The following is a 21,083-nucleotide window of genomic DNA, read 5'->3' as shown; positions in this document are numbered from 1 at the left end:
CGATAAGGCTCATAGATATGAAGATCAAAAAAGTATTGCGCTCCTCCTTGGGTTTTGGCCTGCTTTGTAGTGCCAGCCTGTTTGTGAATACCGCACACGCAGAGACCCAAAGTATCATTGTCGCGGGTGGTTGTTTCTGGTGTGTCGAATCCGATTTCGAAAAAGTGCCCGGGGTTCTAAGTGCAGAATCTGGCTACATAGGGGGTTACACCAAAAGCCCAACCTATAGCTCCGTATCGTCAAAAAATACCGGTCATTATGAAGCAGTAAAAATTCTTTTTGATGATAGTCAGGTCTCTCTCACCGAGTTGAGCGACTACTTTTGGAAAACAATTGATCCAACCGACCCAATTGGGCAGTTCTGTGATAAAGGTTCACCTTATAAAACGGCCATGTTTTACCAAGATGATCAGCAAAAAGCCGTATTCGAAGCGTCTCTTGCACAAGTCGAGGCGACTAAGCCTTTCGATGCAGACGTGGTAACAAAGCTTCTGCCTGCCAGCACTTTCTATTCGGCAGAGGAATATCATCAGGATTATTACAAGAAAAACCCTATCCGCTACAACCTATACCGTAGTAGCTGTGGACGTGACAGCAAGATAAAAAGTCTATGGGGTGAAGTGGCGAGTAAAGCCTACCACTAGGAATGGTCTAGCTTACCAAGATAAAAGGTAAGTACCATGATGCCAGCCATCATGGTACTTATTCGGATTAAGCTAAATGCTTGTTGAAGAACTCAACCGTGCGGCTCCAAGACAGTTCCGCTTGGTCTTCCACATAACGAGCGGTAGAGTCGTTATGGAAGCCATGGTTCGCGCCTTTGTAGATATAAGCCGTATAGTCCGCTTTAATCGCTTTCAAGGTCGCTTCGTAATTTGGCCAAGTCGCGTTAACACGCTTATCCAACTCACCAAATTGCAACAACAATGGTGCTTTAATATTTGGAATAAATTCCGCTTTTGCAGGTGTACCGTAATAAGGCACAGCCGCATCGATAAGCTCTGGAGTACGTGCTGCCAGCATGTTGCTCACATAACCACCGAAACAGAAGCCAACAACACCTAGCTTGCCACTGCTCAATTCATGATTTTTCAGGAATTTCGCGGCGTTAATAAAGTCTGTTTCTACTTTCACTTTATCTAGGCTTGCTTGCATGGCACGACCTTCATCATCGTTACCAGGGTAGCCGCCAAGTGTGTGCAGAATATCTGGAGCGAAAGCCACGAAGCCAGCTTTCGCTAAACGACGAGCAACGTCTTTGATGTAAGGATTCAAACCACGGTTTTCATGAACAACTAGCACAACTGGCTTTTTCTCAGCGCCACCTTTTGGCACGACAAGGTAACCTCGACCGCTACCCAATCCATCTGGAGAAGGGAACTCAGCGTAGCTGGCGGTAATTTCAGGGTCATTAAAAGACACCTGTTCTGCCAGTGCGTAATTAGGAATTAGACCACCGGCGACTGCCGCGGAGGTTAGACCAATCGCCGCCAAACGACTTAAAAATGTACGTCGATCGATGTCGCCATGGGCGTACTCGTCGTACCAATCGAAGGCTTCTTGGGGAATGGTTGATGCAGACTCTGTGTTCAAACGCTGAATTGACATGTGCTTATCTCCCGTTAAATGATGGACCTTTTGCTATACGAAAAACGTAACAGCTTGGATCATCATATTAAAAAAAAGTTCAGCTTAGTCCATTCAAAGACGTAAATTTACATTAATTTACTTTAAGTACATGCTTCTAAATGACAGCGAGCACAAGCCACATGGGAATTATGCTCACCAAAAGAGAAAGGTTTTAGGCGTTGGCGTTAATACTCAACGCCATGGCTTCCGCTATTTTAATACCATCGATGGCGGCGGACATTATCCCTCCAGCATAGCCGGCACCTTCCCCTGCTGGGTAAAGGCCTTTGGTATTAATACTTTGTAAGCTTTCACTGTCACGTTTAATGTTGATCGGTGCTGAGGTTCGAGTTTCCACACCAGTCAGCAAAGCGTCTTCGAAAGCAAAACCACGAATCTTTTTATTAAACTCTGGGATAGCTTCACGAATCGCTTCAATACAAAAATCCGGTAAGGCGTCAGAAAGGTCCGTTAACTTGATGCCCGGCTTGAAAGATGGAATCACGCTACCTAACTCAGCTGGTGTTTCGCCACGTAGAAAACCACCAACCGTCTGCGCAGGGGCGTCGTAATTACTTCCGCCCATCACATAAGCATGACTTTCCAGCTTGCGCTGAAACTCGATGCCCGCCAAGGGGCCTCCTGGGTAATCTGAGGGATCAATACCCACCACAATGGCGCTGTTTGCATTGCGCTCATTACGAGAATATTGGCTCATACCGTTGGTCACAACACGATTCTCTTCTGATGTCGCGGCGACGACTGTCCCTCCTGGACACATACAGAAACTGTACACTGAACGGCCATTTTTACAGTGGTGTACAAGTTTATAATCCGCCGCCCCTAGAATTTCGTTACCCGCATTCGGACCAAAGCGCGCTTGGTCAATCACAGATTGCTCATGCTCGATTCGAAAGCCCACCGAGAAAGGCTTGGCTTCAATATACACGCCTTTGTTGTGAAGCATTTCAAAGGTATCACGGGCACTGTGACCAATCGCTAAGGCAATATGTTTGGATACGATGCGCTCGCCATCCGCCAAGGTCACCCCAGTAATTTGTCCGTCTTCAATGTGCAAATCGTCCACTCGAGCACTAAAGCGTATTTCGCCCCCGAGCGCTAAGATCTCGGCGCGCATTTTTTCGACCATGGCCACCAGCTTAAAAGTACCGATATGGGGTTTGCTCACATAAAGGATTTCTTCTGGCGCCCCCGCAGCAACAAACTCTTCCAATACCTTGCGTCCGTATTGCTTAGGGTCTTTTACCTGACTGTATAGCTTGCCGTCCGAAAACGTCCCAGCGCCCCCTTCACCAAACTGTACATTTGATTCGGTGTTAAGAATCTTTTTACGCCAGAAACCAAAGGTATCTTTAGTACGTTCACGCACTTCCTTACCTCGTTCTAGCACAATAGGCTTGTAACCCATCTGGGCTAATACCAAAGCCGCTAATAGCCCACAAGGGCCAAAGCCTATTACTACCGGGCGCTCTGTTAAGGTAACCGGCGCTTGCGCTACAGGGTGGTAATTTAAATCTGGCGTTTTCTTAATTTGCTGATGATCTGCGAATTTCTCTAATAATGCCTCTTCCATGTTGGTTTCTACATCGAGTGTGTAAATCAACATGATTTTGCTCTTCTTACGAGCATCATAGCCACGACGGAAAACCGTAAAATCCACCAATTGCTCAGCACTAATTTCAAGCTGGCTTAAAACCGCTTGCTGTAACGCTTGGTCATCATGGTCGAGAGGAAGTTGTAGATTAGAAATTCGTATCATAAGAGTCTTTATTTTCGCTAGGACGGAGAAAAGTTAATGGCGTGCATAATACGCTATTTTTCCCGAAATATCTGCTGGCTAAATACGCCTATTGGCTAATACATGAGCAGATTTTTCAGCATATAGTGATAGATATAAGCACCGTTAGAGGTGTTCAATCTAATTTAAACGGGCATATTGTGCTTAGTGAAATATCCAAGCCTATTTTTTGACTCGCGAGCGTATCCGGTGCAATTAGCCAAAGCAAAGAAATACCAAAAGATAATCAGTATCTGTCATTTCATGCATAAAAAGACGTAACAAGCTATGCTAACATCTGCTTTGACAGGATGTGGGTGTTGCTATCTTCATCCTAAGCTCAATTTTTCACTTATTATTTAGCAGAAAGGAAATGCCATGATTACTACCGTGCCTAACGTTGTTTTTAAAACTCGCGTTCGCAATGAAGAGCTGGGTGGACCAAACCCATTCGAGTGGAAAGATGTTTCTTCTGATGACCTTTTTAAAGGTAAAAACGTAGTCGTTTTCTCTTTGCCAGGGGCTTTCACGCCAACTTGCTCCACTTCTCACTTGCCTCGCTACGAAGAGCTATACAGTGAATTTAAAGCACAGGGCGTAGACGCTGTTATCTGTGTGTCCGTAAACGATGCATTTGTTATGTACCAGTGGGGCAAGAGCCAAAACGCTAAAAACGTTTTCTTACTACCAGACGGCAACGGTGACTTCACTCGTCAAATGGGCATGCTAGTTAAGAAAGAAAACCTAGGTTTCGGTATGCGCAGCTGGCGTTACGCTATGCACGTTGAGAACGGCACCATCAAGAAAATGTTCTCTGAAGCTGGCTACCAAGACGATGCGCCAGCCGATCCTTTTGAAGTGTCTGATGCAGACACTATGCTGAACTACCTAAAAGCACGTTAATTCAACGATTGCTAAGCGGTATTTCATCAGCAGACCCACCCTATGGTGGGTCTGCTTTTTTATGCCTATAAAAAGGCTCGTTTGGGAGAAAGTGCCTTTAATAAAGCAGCGTCTTTGCCTACCATGGCGTCCATCAGCAGTGCTGCCGTTGTCGGGCCAAGTGTAAAACCTTGATGCCCATGACCAAAGTGGAACCACATGCCTTTATGACGTGGCGCCTCCCCTACCATAGGCAGCATATCTGGCATACAAGGGCGAGCGCCATACCATTGGGGTTCACTTACCCTTTCTTCTAATGCCAACATATCACTCAAAGCATTCACCCCATAATCTAACTGGCGAGTGTCGATTGGGGCATCCAATGACACTAAAGATGCTCCCGTTGTCACTCGAATCCCTTGTTTCATGGGGGCTGCTAGCACACCGTTCGCCGCATCGAGAAACGGTCTTTTTAACGTCTTCGAAGATTGATAATGCCCATGATAGCCACGTTTATAAATCATCGGGATGTTATAGCCAAAACGCTTCAATAGCTCTGGTGACCAAGGGCCAAGAGCAACCACCACTTGCTCAGCCTGAATCTTTCCCGACATAGTATTAACACTCCAACCATTAGGCTGTGGCTGCAAAGAGTCGGCCTCTCCGGTAAGAATTTCTCCTCCACGTTCTACAAACAACTGACTGTAGGCTTGCGTTAATTCGCCCGGAGAAGCACAGGTCCAGCTTTGGGTGAAGTGCACCACGCCCGCTGGTGTTTGTAATAATGCAGGCTCTTCCGCTTGATAGTCTTTACCCCCTAAGACTCTTGACGTCACACCGTATTGACGGGCGAATCTCTGGGCTCGCTGCGCCGCTTCATCAAACTCTTTTTCCTCTCTAAAAAGTAACGCATAGCCATCTTGCTTGATGAGAGATTGGCTATTAGACGCTTCAATGAGGGGTTGATGATCCCCTGTACTTCTAAAGGTGAGCTGCGTGTAGAGGTTGGAAATGGCCTGATGTCGGCTGGCTGAAGAATGTCGAAAATACGACCACAAAGCAGGTGCCATTTTCAGCACCCCAGAAGCCGTCCAAGTGACATGATTGGTCAAGCCAAACATGAAGTTGGCCAGTGTCGGGAAATCACGGGGCAAAGCATAAGGCTCCGCCGCTTCGGCCTGTATAATGCCCGCATTACCATAACTGGTTTCTTGACCAGGGGATAGCTTATCCACCAAGGCCACCTTATGACCTTGAGCTTGTAAAGCCAAGGCAGTGCTGACGCCTACCATTCCAGCACCTAACACAATAAAATCAGCCACAACCACTCCCTATTCTTTCATCAAAATATGACGCAACATAATGCGTCAACTAAACACCTAGCGCCGCTTCTTGTAACGCGGTGAGCATGTCTTGAATCATTCGATTGCCCAGCGCTTGTTTTTTATAAACCACTCCGATTTCTCTCTCGAACCCTAGCTCCCCTAAGGGGATCTCTTGGATATTCGGCCCCCAATCTAGGTACTCATCGGTTTGCGGCACCATACCAATGCCCACTCCCAGCTCCACCAGTTTCACCAAGGCGCTGATTTCATCTACTTCACATTTTTCATTGACGTTAATTTGAGCACGCTGGAGCCAGCGATCCACCTGACGACCACCAAAAGAAGTGCGGTCATAACGGATAAATGGCAGACCTGTTAAAGCGCTTTGCCAGTCTTTCACTTCAAAAGTTTTCGGCGCAATTAATCGAAAAGGCTGTCGAATGAGTGGCCGCCAAGCAAGGTCAGGCAAGAGGTTAAAAGTTGGCAAAATAATGATGGCTAAATCCAATTCCCCCGCATCTACTTTATCGAACAGATCCATAGACACTCCCGGCAACACCCGTGAATGGCAGTTAACATGTTGTTGGTGAAAGCTCGCCAAGGCACTGGGTAAAATACAACGCTGAATCGTTGTAATGGCGCCCATGGTCAGCACCTGCTTGTTATCTTCCAAACGACTACTGGTGCCTAGCTGATGATAGCGTTCAATAATTTCCTTAGCTTGATCAAGCACCCCAAGACCAGTCTGGTTTAACTGGGCGGTTCTGCCAACTCGCTCGAAAAGCTGCAAACCAAGCTCTTGTTCAAGCCGTTGTATTTGTGCGCTGACCGCTGCTTGGGTTAAACCAATCTTATTCCCCGCTGCGGCAAAGGTGCCTTCACTTGCCACGGCTAATAAGGTTTTCAGCTCTTTAATCATAAAAATATTCTATCAATAAAAACAATATACATTGATATTATTGTTGTTAATTGCCAATTACAATCTTTCTATTCTCAAAAGAAAAAGACAGAGGCACTTATGAGCGTTCAACCTTTTCACCTAGCCATTCCCGTATACGATGTTCCACTGGCGCGCGCGTTTTACCGTGATGTATTTGCGCTAGAAGAAGGCCGCAGTTCAGAGACTTGGGTCGATTTTAATTTCTTTGGTCATCAGTTAGTGATTCATCATCACCCAAAAACGCCTGGCCAAGAGCAGGCAACCACTAACCCGGTAGATGGTCATGATGTGCCTGTGCCGCACTTTGGTGTTGTGCTAACTTGGCCTCAATGGGAAAACCTAGCGGAGCGCTTAAAAGCTCAGGATACAAAATTTGTAATCGAGCCTTACATTCGATTTAAAGGACAAGTTGGTGAGCAAGCCACCATGTTTTTGCTAGACCCTTGCGGTAACGCGTTAGAGTTCAAAGCCTTTAAAGATATGGGACAGCTGTTTACAAAGTGACTTTTATAGAGGCCTGACTTGAGTAAAATGCCAAAAATGCACACTTAGGTAAGCAATTTGTAAATAGTAATTATTTTAGGTTTGATTGTTTTCTAACCAGACATTTAGGTTTATAGTGTTGCCTTAGCTTTTCGTAAATTATCAGGTTAGCAATGATGGAATATAACTTCGAGCAGTTCGTGGATGAGCTCGATGCGGCCCAAAAAGCTCATTTCACATGGACGTATCGTGTTCTAAGATGCGCGGTATTGCACTCTTTACCGGGAGAGGATGCCCTGCGCGAAGACACCCACCAAAGATGCAGTTTTGGGCGTTTCCTCATTGAACAAGAAGCATTGTTTATTGCAATTGATGAAGACAAAACTTACGACCTAATTCATCAGCATAAAACCATGCATGATGCCATTCGTAAGATTTTTCAGTGCATTTGTGCGGGCGCCCCCGGCAAAGAAGAAGACCTAGATGAGTTCGAGAAAGCTCAACAAGGTTTACTAGACCATCTAGCCTACTTTAAAACTCAAGCACTATATTGCACTACCCCTACCGATGCGCTCACCAAGCTGCCTTTGCGCCAACGCCTAGATCTCGACTTTAAAGCCCGCTCCTCAAGCTTACCGGCAGATAATTCGTTAGTGGTGATGCTAGTAGATGTGGACAGGTTTAAATGGGTCAACGACCAATACGGGCACAATATTGGTGACCAACTGCTGCAGCATTTAATTTCTATCATCACTCCCATGCTGCGGGCGAATGACAAAATTTATCGCTATGGTGGCGAAGAGTTCGTCATTCTTATGCATCCCGAGCATGAAAACGACACTTGTTTTAATGCCGCTGAACGTATTCGAGAAATAGTCGCCCTAGCACCAATTACCATAGCCAATGGCATCTCCATCCCCCTAACGATCACCATAGGTTGCGCTAAGGTTATGCCAGATGAAACCCTAAAATCGGCCATTGATCGAGCGGACAAAGCCATGTACCAAGGCAAGGTTAGCGGTCGTAATTGCTGTATCGAAGCACCCACGCCTCATTAAAAAAATGGTTGGGATAACAAATCCTTTACCCAACCATTAAAACTTACCTATCTAAACAACGACCTCTAGGTTCATCACCTTCATAAAGCACAATATCCGAATGCAAAAACTCAGCCGCCTGAGCAGAGCCTCGCACTTTCACTTCACTGCGGGCAAGCATTTCCGCTTCATAGTCATTTAGAACACTTTGCCTAATGCCCACTTCTCGCCAGTTTGAATATGGCCCACAACCTTGATAAAGGCTTCTCGCCAAACTTAACGCATCCAACAAAGCTTGATTGGCCCCTTGTCCCTTAAAAGGACTCATTGGGTGGGCCGCATCCCCGATTAAAGTGGTATGAACACCTTGCTGCAACCATTGCGGCTGTAACATAGAACGATCGTACACTGGATAACCTGAGACCAACGAAGCATCGGTGGCTTTCATAATGGTCGGGATGGGATCATGCCACTGGGTTCGACGACACGCTTCTGCTTTTAATGCCTGCGCGCCTTGCTGACTTAGCAGCTTTGCTTCGTCCTCATGCAAAGGGAAACTCAACTGCCACATCACCGAATCCGCCGTAAACGGCATCATGTAAATTCGCTCGTTACCATTGGCCGTTTGAAATACCGTCGCGCCGTCCAATAGCTCATGCTGTAAGCCATTTAAATTCGCTAACGGACAAATACCTAAAATCACCATGCAGCCTAGATAGCGCAAGGGGGCTAAGTCTTCTGGCACCAACTGCTGGCGGACTACGCTGCGAATACCATCGGCTCCCACTAATAAATCTGCTTTAGCTGTTTGTACTTGACCATTCACTAGGAAATCCAGCTCAACGCCACCATCTTGTTGACGAGTCTCCAACAACTGATACCCCCAACTTACTTGGTCATCACCGCCCAGCTGCTCCAACAAAGCGGCGCGTAATGACTGACGAGCTATGTGTATATTGGTACGCTTAGGGGTCGATGCGTTTTCCCCAGCCAACCACTTACGCATGCCCCACTCACCCAGCACCTTGCCTTGCGTGTTGTGCACCACATGGCGGGTGGAAACAACGCCATCAGGTAAATCAAACAGACCAAAACCTTCGATTGCTTTACTGGCTTGCTGCAACGTCAATCCATAACCTTGCGATCGCGCCGCAAAGCCATCATCACGTTCATAAAGAGTGAAAGGAATACCACGATGACGACAAGCAACGGCTAAAGCTACACCACCGATACCACCTCCAATAATCGCCACATGGGGTAAATTTTCGCGATCAGGCTCCAACCATTGCTGCGCAGACACAAGGCCAGACCCAGAGCAATCGACACAATCATCCAGATGCCCTTTCGGGCGCTCGGGCGGCTCGCCGATCGAGCCTGCCTTCTCAAACTCGGCCAGTGCTTTTAAGTAACTTAAACGCACCTTTTTACGCACCCGACGGCTGCGCTTACCTCGCCCTTGGCATTTTGAACAAGGCGCCCAAACTGCTGCTTTATTTTCCGCTGTCATTAATACACATCTACCAAATTAGAAATAACCTACCATTTCGCCATATTAGCTTGTTCCACCCACAAGCACTATTTCACATTTGTATTTACACCGATACATTAAGGCTTGAGCCACTCAAACAGAGCAATAAAAATGGGCTTGAGTATCTTTATTTGCGCTGACGCGTCGAGGCACGAGACAGGCGCAAGCAAATAGAGCATACCAAGCCGATTTGGGTGACCATGAGTTAATTCCTTGGAGTTGCGCAGGGTTTTAGATGGATGAAAGCCGTCTGTTTATCAGCTAAAGCAAAAACTAAATCAAGCCTTACGAAAGGCTTGAGTATCTTTATTTGCGCTGACGCGTCGAGGTACGAGACAGGCGCAAGCAAATAGAGCATACCAAGCCGATCAGGGTATCCATGAGTTAATCCCTTGAAGCTGCACTGAGTTTTAGATGGATGAAAGCCGTCCGAGATCTGCTAAAGCGAACCCCGCATTTTGTTCTTCATGAAAAGCTAAGAAATGGGCTTGAGTATCTTTATTTGCGCTGACGCGTCGAGGCACGAGACAGGCGCAAGCAAATAGAGCATACCAAGCCGATTTGGAGACTGAACAAGGGGAGAAAAAGGTTTAAGACGAAAATGAAAGGCTTAACAAAGCTTCTATCACATCTTTAAGCTGTTGCTTAATCGCAGACAGCTTAGCGTCATCCAGTTGATAACTCTGTTGCTGTGCTAGTTCATCCACCAAATACGTTGCTTGGGAGAGCTCTAGCTGAATAGCGTGGACATTAGCATCTGGGCGACCAAATTCACGAGTAATATACCCCCCTTTAAAGCGACCATTCACTACTTGCGAATAATTTGGATTAAGCACCTGAGTGACCACATGGGCTAGACTTTGATCACAAGATTTACCCTGATTCGTGCCCCAATTGAAATCTGGTAAAACCCCATCAAACAACATAGGAACTTGGGCTGCAATACTGTGGGCATCAAACAAAATAGCAAAGCCAAACTGCGCTTTAATACGCTCTAACTCTGCCTCAATAGTCTGATGATAAGGCTGCCAAATTTGTTCCTTACATAGCTGTTTATGGGCCTCATCTGGTTCACCAGTCGCTTTAAATACCGGGCAGTCCGCAAACAAGATATCCGGAAATAAACCGGTGGTTTTCGTCTCGTACAGAGGTTTGTCGTCATAAGGTCGATTCAAATCAATCACATAACGTGAATAATTAGCCTTAATGCAACCAACCCCTAAGCTTTCAAGAAAGTCGTACAACTCAGGGATATACCAATCCGTATCCGGTAATTTCTTTGCGGATTCGGTGAGCTCAGCGGCAACGGCAGGCGTAACAAACAGCCCAGAATGAGGCATGCTCACCAAGATAGGACTTTGTGAAGGACGAAATTCAAACGCCTGTTGAATCTTTCCCTCAAGCATTGCTTGCTCTATAAACGGACTCATGTCACCACACCTTGCTGTACTCTTTGTTTTACTAAATTACCGCCTAGCCAATAGCAAAGTTCACCCGGGCTCTCGACATCCCAACAAATGAAATCGGCGACTTTACCTAGCGCTAAACTACCATGAGTTTCGTCCATGCCCAAGGCCGTGGCCGCATGAATGGTTGCCCCAGCTAATGCTTCCTCTGGTGTCATGGAAAACAGAGTACAAGCCATGTTCATCATCAAACGCAAGGATAACGCAGGAGAAGTGCCCGGATTCGCATCAGTGGCAATGGCGATTTTCACCCCATACTCACGCAACAAATCCATTGGTGGCAGCTGGGTTTCCTTCAAGGTATAAAAAGCGCCCGGTAACAACACTGCAACCGTACCGGATTTGGCCATAGCGGCCACATCCGCTTCTTCCATAAACTCAAGATGATCCGCCGACAAAGCTTTGTAGGAAGCGGCTAAACGCGTCCCCCCCAAAGAAGACAACTGCTCAGCATGTAATTTAACAGGCAAGCCTAAAGACTGGGCGACTTTAAAATAGCGCTCCACCTGCTCGACACTAAAGGCAATGCCTTCACAGAATGCATCCACCGCATCTGCCATGCCCAAGGCCGCCACTTTTGGCAGCACCACATCACATAAATGATCAATGTAAGCGTCTTTATCGGCAAACTCAGGAGGCATAGCGTGGGCGGCTAGACAAGTACGCTTCACCGTAATGGGTAAAGTGTTTTCTAGCTCAGTCGCTACCCTAAGCATCTTTAATTCACTTTCTAACGACAGACCATAACCCGATTTGATTTCAACCGTGGTCACCCCATCCTGCATCAGACTCAATAAACGACGGCGGCTACTCGCCACCAATTCTGCTTCACTGGCTTCACGGGTAGCACGAACAGAAGCGGCGATACCACCCCCTTGTTGAGCAATCTGCTGATAACTTACACCATTTAAGCGTTGCTCAAACTCCCCCGCGCGATTACCACCAAACACCAAGTGCGTGTGGCAATCAATTAAACCCGGCGTGACCCAAGCCCCCTGCAAATCATGACTTTGTTCAGCTTGATATTCGGGTAACTGGGAAGCTTCCCCTAGCCAGGCAATACGGCCATTCTTCACACCAATAGCGGCATCATGAATGGCATGATATTGACCAGCTTCCATGGTCGCTACATGGCCACCCAACCAAATACTGTCAAACTGCACAGGGCTTTCGATCAATTCCATCGTCTTAAGCCACCAAGCTTGGCAACAAGCCTTTCGGCATGCTGTCATTGTGAGCCGCTTCTAAAAGCAACTCATTGGCTTTTTCGATGTCCGTCGCGAAGTAACGGTCTTTATCATAGAAAGGCACACGAGCACGTAAGGTTGCACGGGCTTGCTCTAGGCGCTCACTGGTTTTTAACGGTGCGCGGAAATCCAAGCCCTGTACCGCAGAAAGAATTTCTACCGCCAAAATGCCGCGAGTATTTTCCGCCATGTCTTTTAAGCGACGAGCAGCGAAAGTGGCCATGGACACATGGTCTTCTTGGTTCGCAGAAGTCGGCAAACTGTCTACAGAAGCTGGGTGAGCAAAAGTTTTGTTCTCACTTGCAAGAGCCGCCGCAGTGACCTGAGCGATCATGAAGCCAGAGTTAACACCGCCATTATCCACAAGGAAAGGCGGCAATTTACTTAAGTTGCTGTCGATCAACAACGCCATACGGCGCTCAGATAAGCTGCCAATTTCAGCAATGGCCAAGGCTAGGTTATCCGCTGCCATGGCAACCGGCTCAGCGTGGAAGTTGCCCCCTGAAATGATGTCACCTTGTTCAGCAAATACCAGCGGATTATCTGAAACAGAGTTGGCTTCTACACATAACACTTTCGCTGCGCTGCGAATTTGTTCTAAACACGCGCCCATAACTTGTGGCTGACAACGTAATGAATAAGGGTCTTGCACCTTTTCACAATCTTCGTGGGAATTGCCAAGGTCACTGGATTCACCCAACAAATGACGATAAGCCGCTGCCGCATCAATTTGTGTTTGGTGGCCACGTACCTGATGAATGCGATCATCGAAAGGACTACGGCTACCCAATGCCGCTTCGACAGACAAAGCACCACAGGTTACTGCAGAAGCAAACAAATCTTCCGCATGGAACAAGCCTTCCAAAGCAAATGCGGTAGAGGCTTGTGTACCGTTCAGCAGAGCTAAGCCTTCTTTAGGCGCCAGTGCAATCGGCTCAAGACCCGCAATCGATAGCGCTGCACCACCAGAGATGATTTCACCACGGTAACGCGCTTTACCTTCACCTAACAAGATAGTACTCATGTGCGCCAAAGGTGCTAGGTCACCGGATGCACCCACCGAACCTTTTTGTGGAATGCAAGGGTAAACCTCTTTGTTGATCAAGGTAATCAAGGCTTCGATAACTTTCAGACGAATACCAGAAAAGCCACGAGCCAAGCTGTTTACCTTAAGGGCCATAATCAGCTTCACAGTATTGTCGCTCATCAACTCACCAATACCGGCAGCGTGAGACAAGACGATGCTGCGCTGCAGCTCATCCAAATCCTCTGGGGCAATACGAGTATTGGCCAGTAGACCAAAGCCTGTATTGATGCCGTACACGGTACGGTTCTCAGCGATCACATCATCGACCACTTGGGTGCTGGCATGAATGCCAGCAAGGGCAGATTCGTCTAGGCTTAAGGCCACTTTTTGACGACTGATTTGACGCAAATCATGCAGGCTTAACTTGCCTGGCTGAATAGTTAATTCGAACATGGTATTCCTCTTTAATGTGCGTTGTAGTGCACTGTTTTATTGATCATGGCGAGTATCAAAAATTATTTGCCAGTGATCATAGGTAAATGTAAGTTTTGCTCTTTGGCACATTCAATAGCGATATCATAACCCGCATCCGCGTGACGCATAACACCTGTCGCTGGGTCATTCGTTAAGACGCGAGCAATACGCTCTGCGGCTTCATCACTACCATCACATACGATGACCATGCCAGAATGCTGAGAGAAGCCCATGCCTACACCGCCGCCATGGTGTAACGACACCCAAGTAGCGCCAGACGCAGTGTTCAACAAAGCATTTAGCAGAGGCCAATCGGATACAGCATCCGAACCATCTTGCATGCCTTCTGTTTCACGGTTAGGGCTGGAAACAGAGCCAGAATCTAGGTGGTCACGACCGATAACAATCGGCGCAGACAACTCACCACTACGAACCATCTCGTTAAAGGCTAGGCCTAGTTTTGCGCGCTGACCAAGACCTACCCAACAAATACGCGCTGGCAAACCTTGGAACTGAATACGCTCACGGGCCATATCTAACCAATGGTGTAAATGTGCGTCATCAGGGATGAGCTCTTTCACTTTAGCATCGGTTTTGTAAATATCTTGCGGGTCACCAGACAAAGCGGCCCAACGGAAAGGACCAATACCACGACAGAATAGCGGACGAATATAAGCCGGTACGAAACCTGGGAAGTCAAAGGCATTGTCGATCCCTTCTTCCATGGCCATTTGACGAATATTGTTGCCGTAGTCGAAAGTCGGGATACCCATTTTTTGGAAATCCAACATAGCTTGCACATGCACAGCCATAGACTGTTTAGCCGCTTTTACGATGGCTTTTGGCTCTGTTTGCGCTTTTTCACGGTACGTTTCCCAGCTCATACCAGCAGGCAAGTAACCATTTAAAGGATCGTGGGCAGAAGTTTGGTCTGTCACCATATCTGGGCGAATACCGCGTTTTACCATTTCAGGTAACACTTCGGCAGCATTGGCACACAATGCGATAGAAACCGCCTTGCCTTCTGCTGTGTATTTCTTAATACGCGCTAGGGCATCGTCCAAATCGGTCGCTTGCTCATCCACATAACGGGTTTTCAAACGGAAATCGATACGGCTTTGCTGACATTCAATGTTCAATGAACAGGCACCAGCAAGTGTTGCCGCAAGAGGCTGTGCGCCCCCCATACCGCCTAAACCTGCGGTCAATACCCAGCGTCCTGTCAAGTTACCATCGTAATGCTGACGGCCCGCTTCCACAAACGTCTCGTAAGTGCCTTGCACTATGCCTTGGCTACCAATATAGATCCAAGAGCCGGCGGTCATTTGACCGTACATCGCCAAACCTTTGGCATCCAATTCGTTAAAGTGCTCCCAGTTCGCCCAATGAGGCACTAGGTTAGAGTTCGCGATTAGCACTCGTGGTGCATTGGAATGAGTTTTGAAAACCCCCACAGGTTTTCCGGATTGCACCAATAAGGTTTCATCTTCTTCAAGGTTTTTAAGTGTCTCAACAATCTTGTCGTAGCATTCCCAATCACGTGCTGCACGCCCAATACCACCATAAACCACTAATTCTTCTGGATTTTCTGCTACTTCTGGGTCGAGGTTATTCATCAGCATGCGCATTGGTGCTTCAGTAAACCAAGACTTAGCAGTCAATTTATTACCAGTGGCGGCTTTCACTTCGCCGGCGCGAAAGCGTTTTTGAGCAAGAGTTTGTTGAGTCATTTTACTTACCTTTTCAAGAGGAGTTCAGGATGATCTGCACTCAATAAAATTTAAATGTATATACAACTTAACGAAAACATAATTTTAATCATTGCAAGATGCAAGTATTTTTTCTCGAAATTTCGCAGATAATCGAAAAATATCCTCTTCTATTGAAGAATTAAACGTATTAACTGCTGTCTATAGGAGGAGATTACGAGGTCAAAAATAGAATAGGCGCTGATAAAAAACTTAAACTTGTATATACATTGTAAATTCTATTACACTCAAACTTTATATCGTGGCTTATAGAAGGACATAATCGTGTCAACAACGAAAGCTTCTGCTCCCTTACAACACTACTTCGCTGAACGTGCTTTATTGCCTTCTGGTTGGGCTTCTAATGTGCGCTTAAGTGTCCAACAGGGACGCTTTACTCACGTCCAACCTGACAGCACCCTAGTTGAAAGCGACACTCTGCTTGATGGTCCAGTGCTACCCACCATAGGCAACTTACACTCCCACGCGTTTCAGCGCATCATGGCAGGTGCCGCAGAAGTCAGCTTGAATCCCAATGACAGCTTTTGGAGTTGGCGAGACCTGATGTATAAGGTGGTGCAAAAGCTTAGCCCAGAAGATGCACAGGTCATTGCGACCCAACTCTACATAGACATGCTTAAAGCGGGCTACAGCCAGGTTGCAGAATTTCATTACTTACATCATGCCCCCGGCGGACAAGCCTATTCCCAAGTGGAAGAAATGGCCTTACAACTTATGCAGGCTGCTCAAAACTCAGGCATAGGCTTAACCTTATTACCGGTACTTTATTCTTACGCTGGCTTTGGTGGACAAACCCCAAGTGCAGGGCAAGCACGCTTTATTAACAGTGCCGACGAGTATTTGGCCTTACACCAAGTCTCCAGTGAGGCCCTTAGCCAGCTCAATAAGCGCGACACAAATCACCAGCACAAACACCAAATGGGCATCTGTTTCCATTCCTTACGAGCAGTCACTCAGCCACAAATCGACACTGTACTCAGCCAATTGGACAGCGCATTGCCGATCCACATTCACATTGCTGAGCAGCAAAAAGAAGTCAATGATTGCAAGACGTGGAGCGGCCAACGGCCAGTGCAATGGCTAAACGATAACATAGGCTTAGACGACCGCTGGTGCTTGGTACACGCAACCCATTTAGACCAAAAAGAAATCACCGCCATCGCCAACAGCCAAGCGGTAGTGGGCTTATGTCCCACCACAGAAGCCAACCTTGGGGACGGAATTTTTCCGGGGGTAGACTTTAGCGCACAAAATGGCCGCTGGGGCATTGGCTCAGATAGCCATGTGAGCTTATCTCTGGTGGAAGAATTACGCACACTAGAATACAGCCAGCGCTTTCGTGACCAACAACGTAATCGTCTGCATAATGCTGGGCAAAATCATGTGGGCGATCACTTGTTTACTCAAGCCTTAGCTGGAGGCAATCAAGCCTGCGGTGTTGAACTCGGCCTTGCCCCCGGCCATCGTGCAGACTTTATGCAGCTCGATCCCGAGCACCCTTTCATGGCCGCCAGTGCACCGCAAGATCTGCTTAATCGTTGGTTATTTGCTTGCAATGAAAACCTTATAAAGGACGTCTTCGTCTGCGGACAACAGGTCATTAAAGATTTCCACCACCCATTAGAAGAGAGCAGCCGACGGGCATTTATTCAGGTGATTAAAAAGGTGATGTATGACTGATCAAGGCACTTATTTAGAAGACGACTTAGTACTGATTACAAAAGAGGCATTTACCCCCATGCCATGGAAAAATGGTTTGGGAGTCACCCAACAGATTTACCTACATGAAGATGCTGAAGGGGTGCGTTTTCGCATTAGCCAAGCGGCGGTGGTTAAGGACGGGATATTTTCAGACTTTACGGGGTTAGAACGTACCTTAGTGCTACTCTCCGATACTGGCATGACCCTAAGCCATCAGCATGATCAGCAACACTATAGCCACCAACTACAACGAGCGCTGGATACGGCGACTTTCTCAGGAGCGGATAACACCTTTGCCAAGCTTCACCAAGGGGCTATTGAAGATTTGAACATCATGGTGCGAGATAAAGACAGCCAAGCCCAAGTGAAGGCCTGTTACGGTCCCTGCGTTTTGCACCCGAGCACTTCATCCCCTGCCTTACTGCGCGCTTTTTATGCTCATCAAGACTGTGAACTGGCGACCAACAAAAAGACGCACCCCATCGCCCAAGGCAGTTTCGTGATCCTTCATGAGAGCATGGAGGTTTCCCTCATAACAGGGCAAGGTGTGGAGATAGGCATTTACGCCAAGTAACTTTCGGCAAATGCCTAGCGTCCAAAGTGTCCGAATAACTGAAAGCGGGAGCCCGGATGCAGGAGTCTAGCGGCGGTGACTATGTCTTCCCCAGACCAAGTACGGCGCTTGATTTGCAGGCAAGGTTCTTGGGAAGAAATTTGCAACCGCTGGCACTCCAATTCGCTCGGCAAGATGGCTTCCACTAGATGTTCACCCTCTGTCATCGGAGCAACACTCATTAAGTAAGCGTAGGAAGTCTGCTGAGTGAAGTCCTGTTTATCGTAATCTGGCGTGAGTTTGGCATTAACCACTCGCTCTTCAATCTGAATCGGTAACTCATTCTCAAAGTGCAACACCACGGAACGATAGATTTCGTGATTAGTCCGCACCCCTAGCATCATAGCCTCTTCCACCGACGCCTTAGCGCTCTCTAGCACCAATAGTTGCGCTCTGTGCTGATGACCACGAGCAGAAATTTCTTCCGCTATGTTATGAACTTCAAATAGCGCCGAGTGGGCTTTCTTTTCCGCAACGAAAGTTCCTAAGCCCTGATGACGAACTAACAAACCTTCCGCTGTTAATTCACGCAAAGCACGGTTCACCGTCATGCGGCTCATCCCCAGCGCGTTAACAACTTCCGCTTCAGAAGGCACACGCTGATTTGCCTGCCACTCTCCAGAAGATATCTTCAACGAAATCGCCTGCTTTAACTTGGCATAGATTGGTTGTGGGGTATCTGGCAGATCATCAAACAGATTGCTCAATAGTGTCGAAGTGGGTGCGGTCAAAAGAGGTTCCAAGTAGCCAAAAAATAGACAGATATTGTAGCCTGTATCAGCTTTTTTAAACAACACAAGCCGAGACAATAGCCATACTTTACCTGCCGCGCTAAACTGACTTTTTCCTTGCGTCGCCTACTCGACATCGTGGCGCTTTTTCTTCGAGGTATTCGTCTATGCAAACCGTCTCTACTACTCCATCACATGCTTTATATCAGGCGCATTTAAAGACATTGCAAGAAAGGTACGAGCGGGCCATGTACCACTTTGGCTTAGAAGCCATAGTATTGGCCAGTGGCGCCAAAAGTTATTACTTCCAAGACGATCACACCTTTCCCTACCACGCCTATTCAGGTGCCCAACAATGGCTACCTTTTAGCCTAGGGGCGGAAACCTACATTATTTTACGAGCAGGCAAAAAGCCGACGCTTATCTGGCCTGTGCGTGATGATTTCTGGCATGCACCAAATCCAGTGCCAGCAGGAGAATGGAGCCAAGAATGGCTGATTGTCTGTGCTCGCCAAGACGACAAGGTGTTTAGTCAACTCTCTCAAGACACTGCATGGCTAGGCCCTCAGCCCCAAGATTTCGCCAAACCTTGTGAAGGCCTAAAAGCATTTATTGATTACGACAAAGCTATAAAAACGGACTTTGAAATCGCTGCCATTAAGCAGGCTAACGAGCGCGCAGTGCTGGGCCATCTTGCTGCCAAACAAGCTTTTTTAGAAGGCGCGAGTGAATTAGACATTCACCTTGCCTATTTGCAGGCCAGCCGACAAACGGCCGACCAAGAGCCCTACCCTGGTATTGTCGGACTAGATCAGCACGCCGCAGTATTACATTACGAGCATAAAAGCCCACAAAGTAATCCTCAGTCACGCACCCTGCTGATTGACGCCGGTGCCAGTCAGCATGGTTACGCCAGTGATGTTACCCGCACCTTTACCCGCTATGCTGATGAGTTCAGCGCATTAGTGGAAAGTATGGATGCTTTAGAGCAGCAGATCGCCAACCAAGCTCAGGCTGGGGTGGACTACCCAGATCTTCATCAGCAGACCTTAATCGCCATTGCAGAGTGTTTGAAAAACCATGGTATTTGCCAATTGAGTGTGGAAGAACAGCTTGCCAAAAAAATCCCACAGGTATTCTTCCCTCATGGGGTCGGCCACCTGCTCGGCCTACAAGTACATGACGTAGGTGGCTTCCAGCAGGACCGAGCAGGTAACACACGTAAAGTTGAGCAAGCCCCCTTCCTACGACTCACCCGCAGCCTAGAAGAAAACATGGTCGTGACCATCGAACCCGGCTTGTACTTTATCCCTATGTTGCTGGAGAAAATGCAGGATGACATTAAAGACCATGGTTGTGATTTAGAAAAAATCAAACGCTTGCTGCCTTATGGCGGCATTCGCATTGAAGACAATGTGGTGGTGAAAAAAGAGCTGGCCCTTAATTTAACCCGCGAAGCCTTTTTGCAAGCCTCTGCTCACTAAAATCTAGGTGGCCTTTGCCCCCTCAAAGGCCACCTCCAAAGCCTGTATTCGTGGCCGTTATAGTCGCTATCCTAGCGCGCTTAACTGGTGAAAAATCACCCAAAAAAGCGTAGAATAATAGCCTAGCTCACACCACTTAGTCACAAGCCGAGTGGACTTCAGTCAGCGTTTGAAACAGGACACATATAATGGATACAACCCTTCTTTTTTTACTGCTCGCAGGCCTACTCTCAGGCTTTTCTAAATTTTCAATCGGTGGCATGGGATTGCTTGTTCTACCGCTTCTTATGGTGGTTTTTCCAGGCCCAGAGGTTCTGAGTATTTTAATACCCATTAACCTCCTGATCGATATACTTGCCATCATCAGCTACCGCAAAGGCATTAGCTGGTCGGTATTAGCCAAAGTCATTCCTCTGGCTCTGGTCGGTGTAGTGCTCGGCACCTACTTACTGTCTTTTATTAATGCCGAATCCTTTAATACTATTCTTGGGGTAATAATCGCGGGGATGCTTTTACTGGGGCTTTGGCTCGACACCCACGATACAAGCTTTATGCAGAACAAAACCACTGGTGGTGTTTTAGGTGCCTTCGCGGGATTCATCAGCATGGTTTCCAATGCCGCTGGCCCTCTATTCAGCCTCTACCTCATGGCGCAAAAGCTACCTAAAGAGCACTATATCTCGACCCGTGCTTGGTGCATCTTCTTTATCAATATTTTTAAACTGCCTATGTTCTATAGCCTAGGGCTGCTTACAACAGATAGCCTAAGCTACAGCGTACAAGCGCTACCCGGTTTACTGGTGGGTTGTTTAATTGGTTACTGGACAGTAAATAAACTGAAATTTAGCCAAGTGAAATGGTTGATACGCATCATGACCACCATCGCTGCGGTACGCCTGTTTAGTAGCCACTAGGCTGGTCTTTCGGTTGACTGAGTGTCATTGGGAAA

The 21,083-nt window shown here is 47.3% G+C and carries 18 protein-coding genes; 8 read left to right on the top strand and 10 right to left on the bottom strand.

Features of this window, described 5'->3' with window-relative positions:
* The first annotated feature begins 17 nt into the window (after positions 1 to 17).
* Positions 18 to 644 (top strand): peptide-methionine (S)-S-oxide reductase MsrA, encoded by a 627-nt coding sequence (gene msrA / locus ACUM5Y_RS10005; RefSeq protein WP_445976735.1) that lies wholly within the window; start codon positions 18 to 20, stop codon positions 642 to 644.
* Between the two features lie 67 nt (positions 645 to 711).
* Here the strand turns inward: msrA and ACUM5Y_RS10000 are convergent, their stop codons facing one another.
* Positions 712 to 1,608, bottom strand: coding sequence for a dienelactone hydrolase family protein (locus ACUM5Y_RS10000; protein WP_445976734.1), 897 nt, complete (start codon positions 1,606 to 1,608; stop codon positions 712 to 714).
* Between the two features lie 193 nt (positions 1,609 to 1,801).
* Positions 1,802 to 3,409, bottom strand: a complete 1,608-nt coding sequence (locus ACUM5Y_RS09995) for an NAD(P)/FAD-dependent oxidoreductase (RefSeq protein ID WP_445976733.1) — start codon at positions 3,407 to 3,409, stop codon at positions 1,802 to 1,804.
* A 396-nt stretch (positions 3,410 to 3,805) separates the two neighbouring features.
* Here ACUM5Y_RS09995 and ACUM5Y_RS09990 point away from each other — a divergent pair, with 396 nt between their 5' ends.
* Positions 3,806 to 4,330, top strand: a complete 525-nt coding sequence (locus tag ACUM5Y_RS09990; protein ID WP_445976732.1) for a peroxiredoxin — start codon at positions 3,806 to 3,808, stop codon at positions 4,328 to 4,330.
* A gap of 65 nt (positions 4,331 to 4,395) precedes the next feature.
* On the opposite strand, the gene ACUM5Y_RS09985 is transcribed toward ACUM5Y_RS09990, so the two are convergent.
* Positions 4,396 to 5,631, bottom strand: coding sequence for an NAD(P)/FAD-dependent oxidoreductase (locus ACUM5Y_RS09985; protein ID WP_445976731.1), 1,236 nt, complete (start codon positions 5,629 to 5,631; stop codon positions 4,396 to 4,398).
* Between the two features lie 49 nt (positions 5,632 to 5,680).
* Positions 5,681 to 6,553, bottom strand: a complete 873-nt coding sequence (locus tag ACUM5Y_RS09980) for a LysR family transcriptional regulator (RefSeq protein ID WP_445976730.1) — start codon at positions 6,551 to 6,553, stop codon at positions 5,681 to 5,683.
* 99 nt (positions 6,554 to 6,652) lie between these two features.
* On the opposite strand from ACUM5Y_RS09980, the gene ACUM5Y_RS09975 reads away from it, so the two are divergent.
* Both ACUM5Y_RS09975 and ACUM5Y_RS09970 read left to right on the top strand, forming a co-directional pair.
* The gene (locus ACUM5Y_RS09975) at positions 6,653 to 7,078 is read left to right on the top strand and encodes a VOC family protein (protein ID WP_445976729.1); all 426 of its coding nucleotides are present in this window, start codon (positions 6,653 to 6,655) and stop codon (positions 7,076 to 7,078) included.
* A gap of 152 nt (positions 7,079 to 7,230) precedes the next feature.
* Entirely contained in the window at positions 7,231 to 8,115 is an 885-nt protein-coding gene (locus ACUM5Y_RS09970) for a diguanylate cyclase domain-containing protein (RefSeq protein ID WP_445976728.1), read from the top strand.
* A gap of 43 nt (positions 8,116 to 8,158) precedes the next feature.
* Here the strand turns inward: ACUM5Y_RS09970 and ACUM5Y_RS09965 are convergent, their stop codons facing one another.
* The 5 genes from ACUM5Y_RS09965 to hutU form a co-directional block, all read right to left on the bottom strand.
* Entirely contained in the window at positions 8,159 to 9,601 is a 1,443-nt protein-coding gene (locus tag ACUM5Y_RS09965; RefSeq protein ID WP_445976727.1) for an FAD-dependent oxidoreductase, read from the bottom strand.
* A gap of 611 nt (positions 9,602 to 10,212) precedes the next feature.
* Positions 10,213 to 11,052 carry an N-formylglutamate deformylase gene (gene hutG, locus ACUM5Y_RS09960; protein ID WP_445976726.1) on the bottom strand — a complete coding sequence of 280 codons (840 nt, stop codon included), beginning with the start codon at positions 11,050 to 11,052 and terminating at the stop codon, positions 10,213 to 10,215.
* Positions 11,049 to 12,272, bottom strand: a complete 1,224-nt coding sequence (gene hutI, locus ACUM5Y_RS09955; protein WP_445976725.1) for an imidazolonepropionase — start codon at positions 12,270 to 12,272, stop codon at positions 11,049 to 11,051. The genes hutG and hutI overlap by 4 nt, the downstream gene beginning before the upstream one ends.
* Positions 12,273 to 12,276: 4 nt before the next feature.
* Positions 12,277 to 13,815 (bottom strand): histidine ammonia-lyase, encoded by a 1,539-nt coding sequence (gene hutH / locus ACUM5Y_RS09950; RefSeq protein ID WP_445976724.1) that lies wholly within the window; start codon positions 13,813 to 13,815, stop codon positions 12,277 to 12,279.
* Positions 13,816 to 13,877: 62 nt separating this feature from the next.
* A complete protein-coding gene (gene hutU / locus ACUM5Y_RS09945) occupies positions 13,878 to 15,566 on the bottom strand; it encodes a urocanate hydratase (protein WP_445976723.1) in 1,689 nt (562 codons plus the stop codon).
* 303 nt (positions 15,567 to 15,869) lie between these two features.
* Between hutU and ACUM5Y_RS09940 the strand changes: the two genes are divergently transcribed.
* Both ACUM5Y_RS09940 and ACUM5Y_RS09935 read left to right on the top strand, forming a co-directional pair.
* Complete coding sequence (locus ACUM5Y_RS09940; RefSeq protein ID WP_445976722.1) at positions 15,870 to 17,285, top strand: formimidoylglutamate deiminase; 1,416 nt, start codon at positions 15,870 to 15,872, stop codon at positions 17,283 to 17,285.
* Positions 17,278 to 17,880: a HutD/Ves family protein gene (locus tag ACUM5Y_RS09935; RefSeq protein ID WP_445976721.1), complete on the top strand. Its 603-nt coding sequence runs from the start codon at positions 17,278 to 17,280 to the stop codon at positions 17,878 to 17,880. Before ACUM5Y_RS09940 ends, ACUM5Y_RS09935 begins: the two co-directional genes overlap by 8 nt.
* A 14-nt stretch (positions 17,881 to 17,894) precedes the next feature.
* Here the strand turns inward: ACUM5Y_RS09935 and hutC are convergent, their stop codons facing one another.
* Positions 17,895 to 18,650, bottom strand: coding sequence for a histidine utilization transcriptional repressor HutC (hutC, locus tag ACUM5Y_RS09930; protein ID WP_445976720.1), 756 nt, complete (start codon positions 18,648 to 18,650; stop codon positions 17,895 to 17,897).
* Between the two features lie 167 nt (positions 18,651 to 18,817).
* Between hutC and pepQ the strand changes: the two genes are divergently transcribed.
* Together pepQ and ACUM5Y_RS09920 are read left to right on the top strand one after the other, a co-directional pair.
* Complete coding sequence (pepQ, locus tag ACUM5Y_RS09925; protein ID WP_445976719.1) at positions 18,818 to 20,134, top strand: Xaa-Pro dipeptidase; 1,317 nt, start codon at positions 18,818 to 18,820, stop codon at positions 20,132 to 20,134.
* Between the two features lie 188 nt (positions 20,135 to 20,322).
* Entirely contained in the window at positions 20,323 to 21,048 is a 726-nt protein-coding gene (locus tag ACUM5Y_RS09920) for a sulfite exporter TauE/SafE family protein (RefSeq protein ID WP_445976718.1), read from the top strand.
* Positions 21,049 to 21,083 lie beyond the last annotated feature (35 nt).

Source organism: Marinomonas dokdonensis (assembly GCF_052747885.1).
Note: the sequence above shows the minus strand (reverse complement) of the source record. Positions and strands in the feature narration are given on the sequence as shown.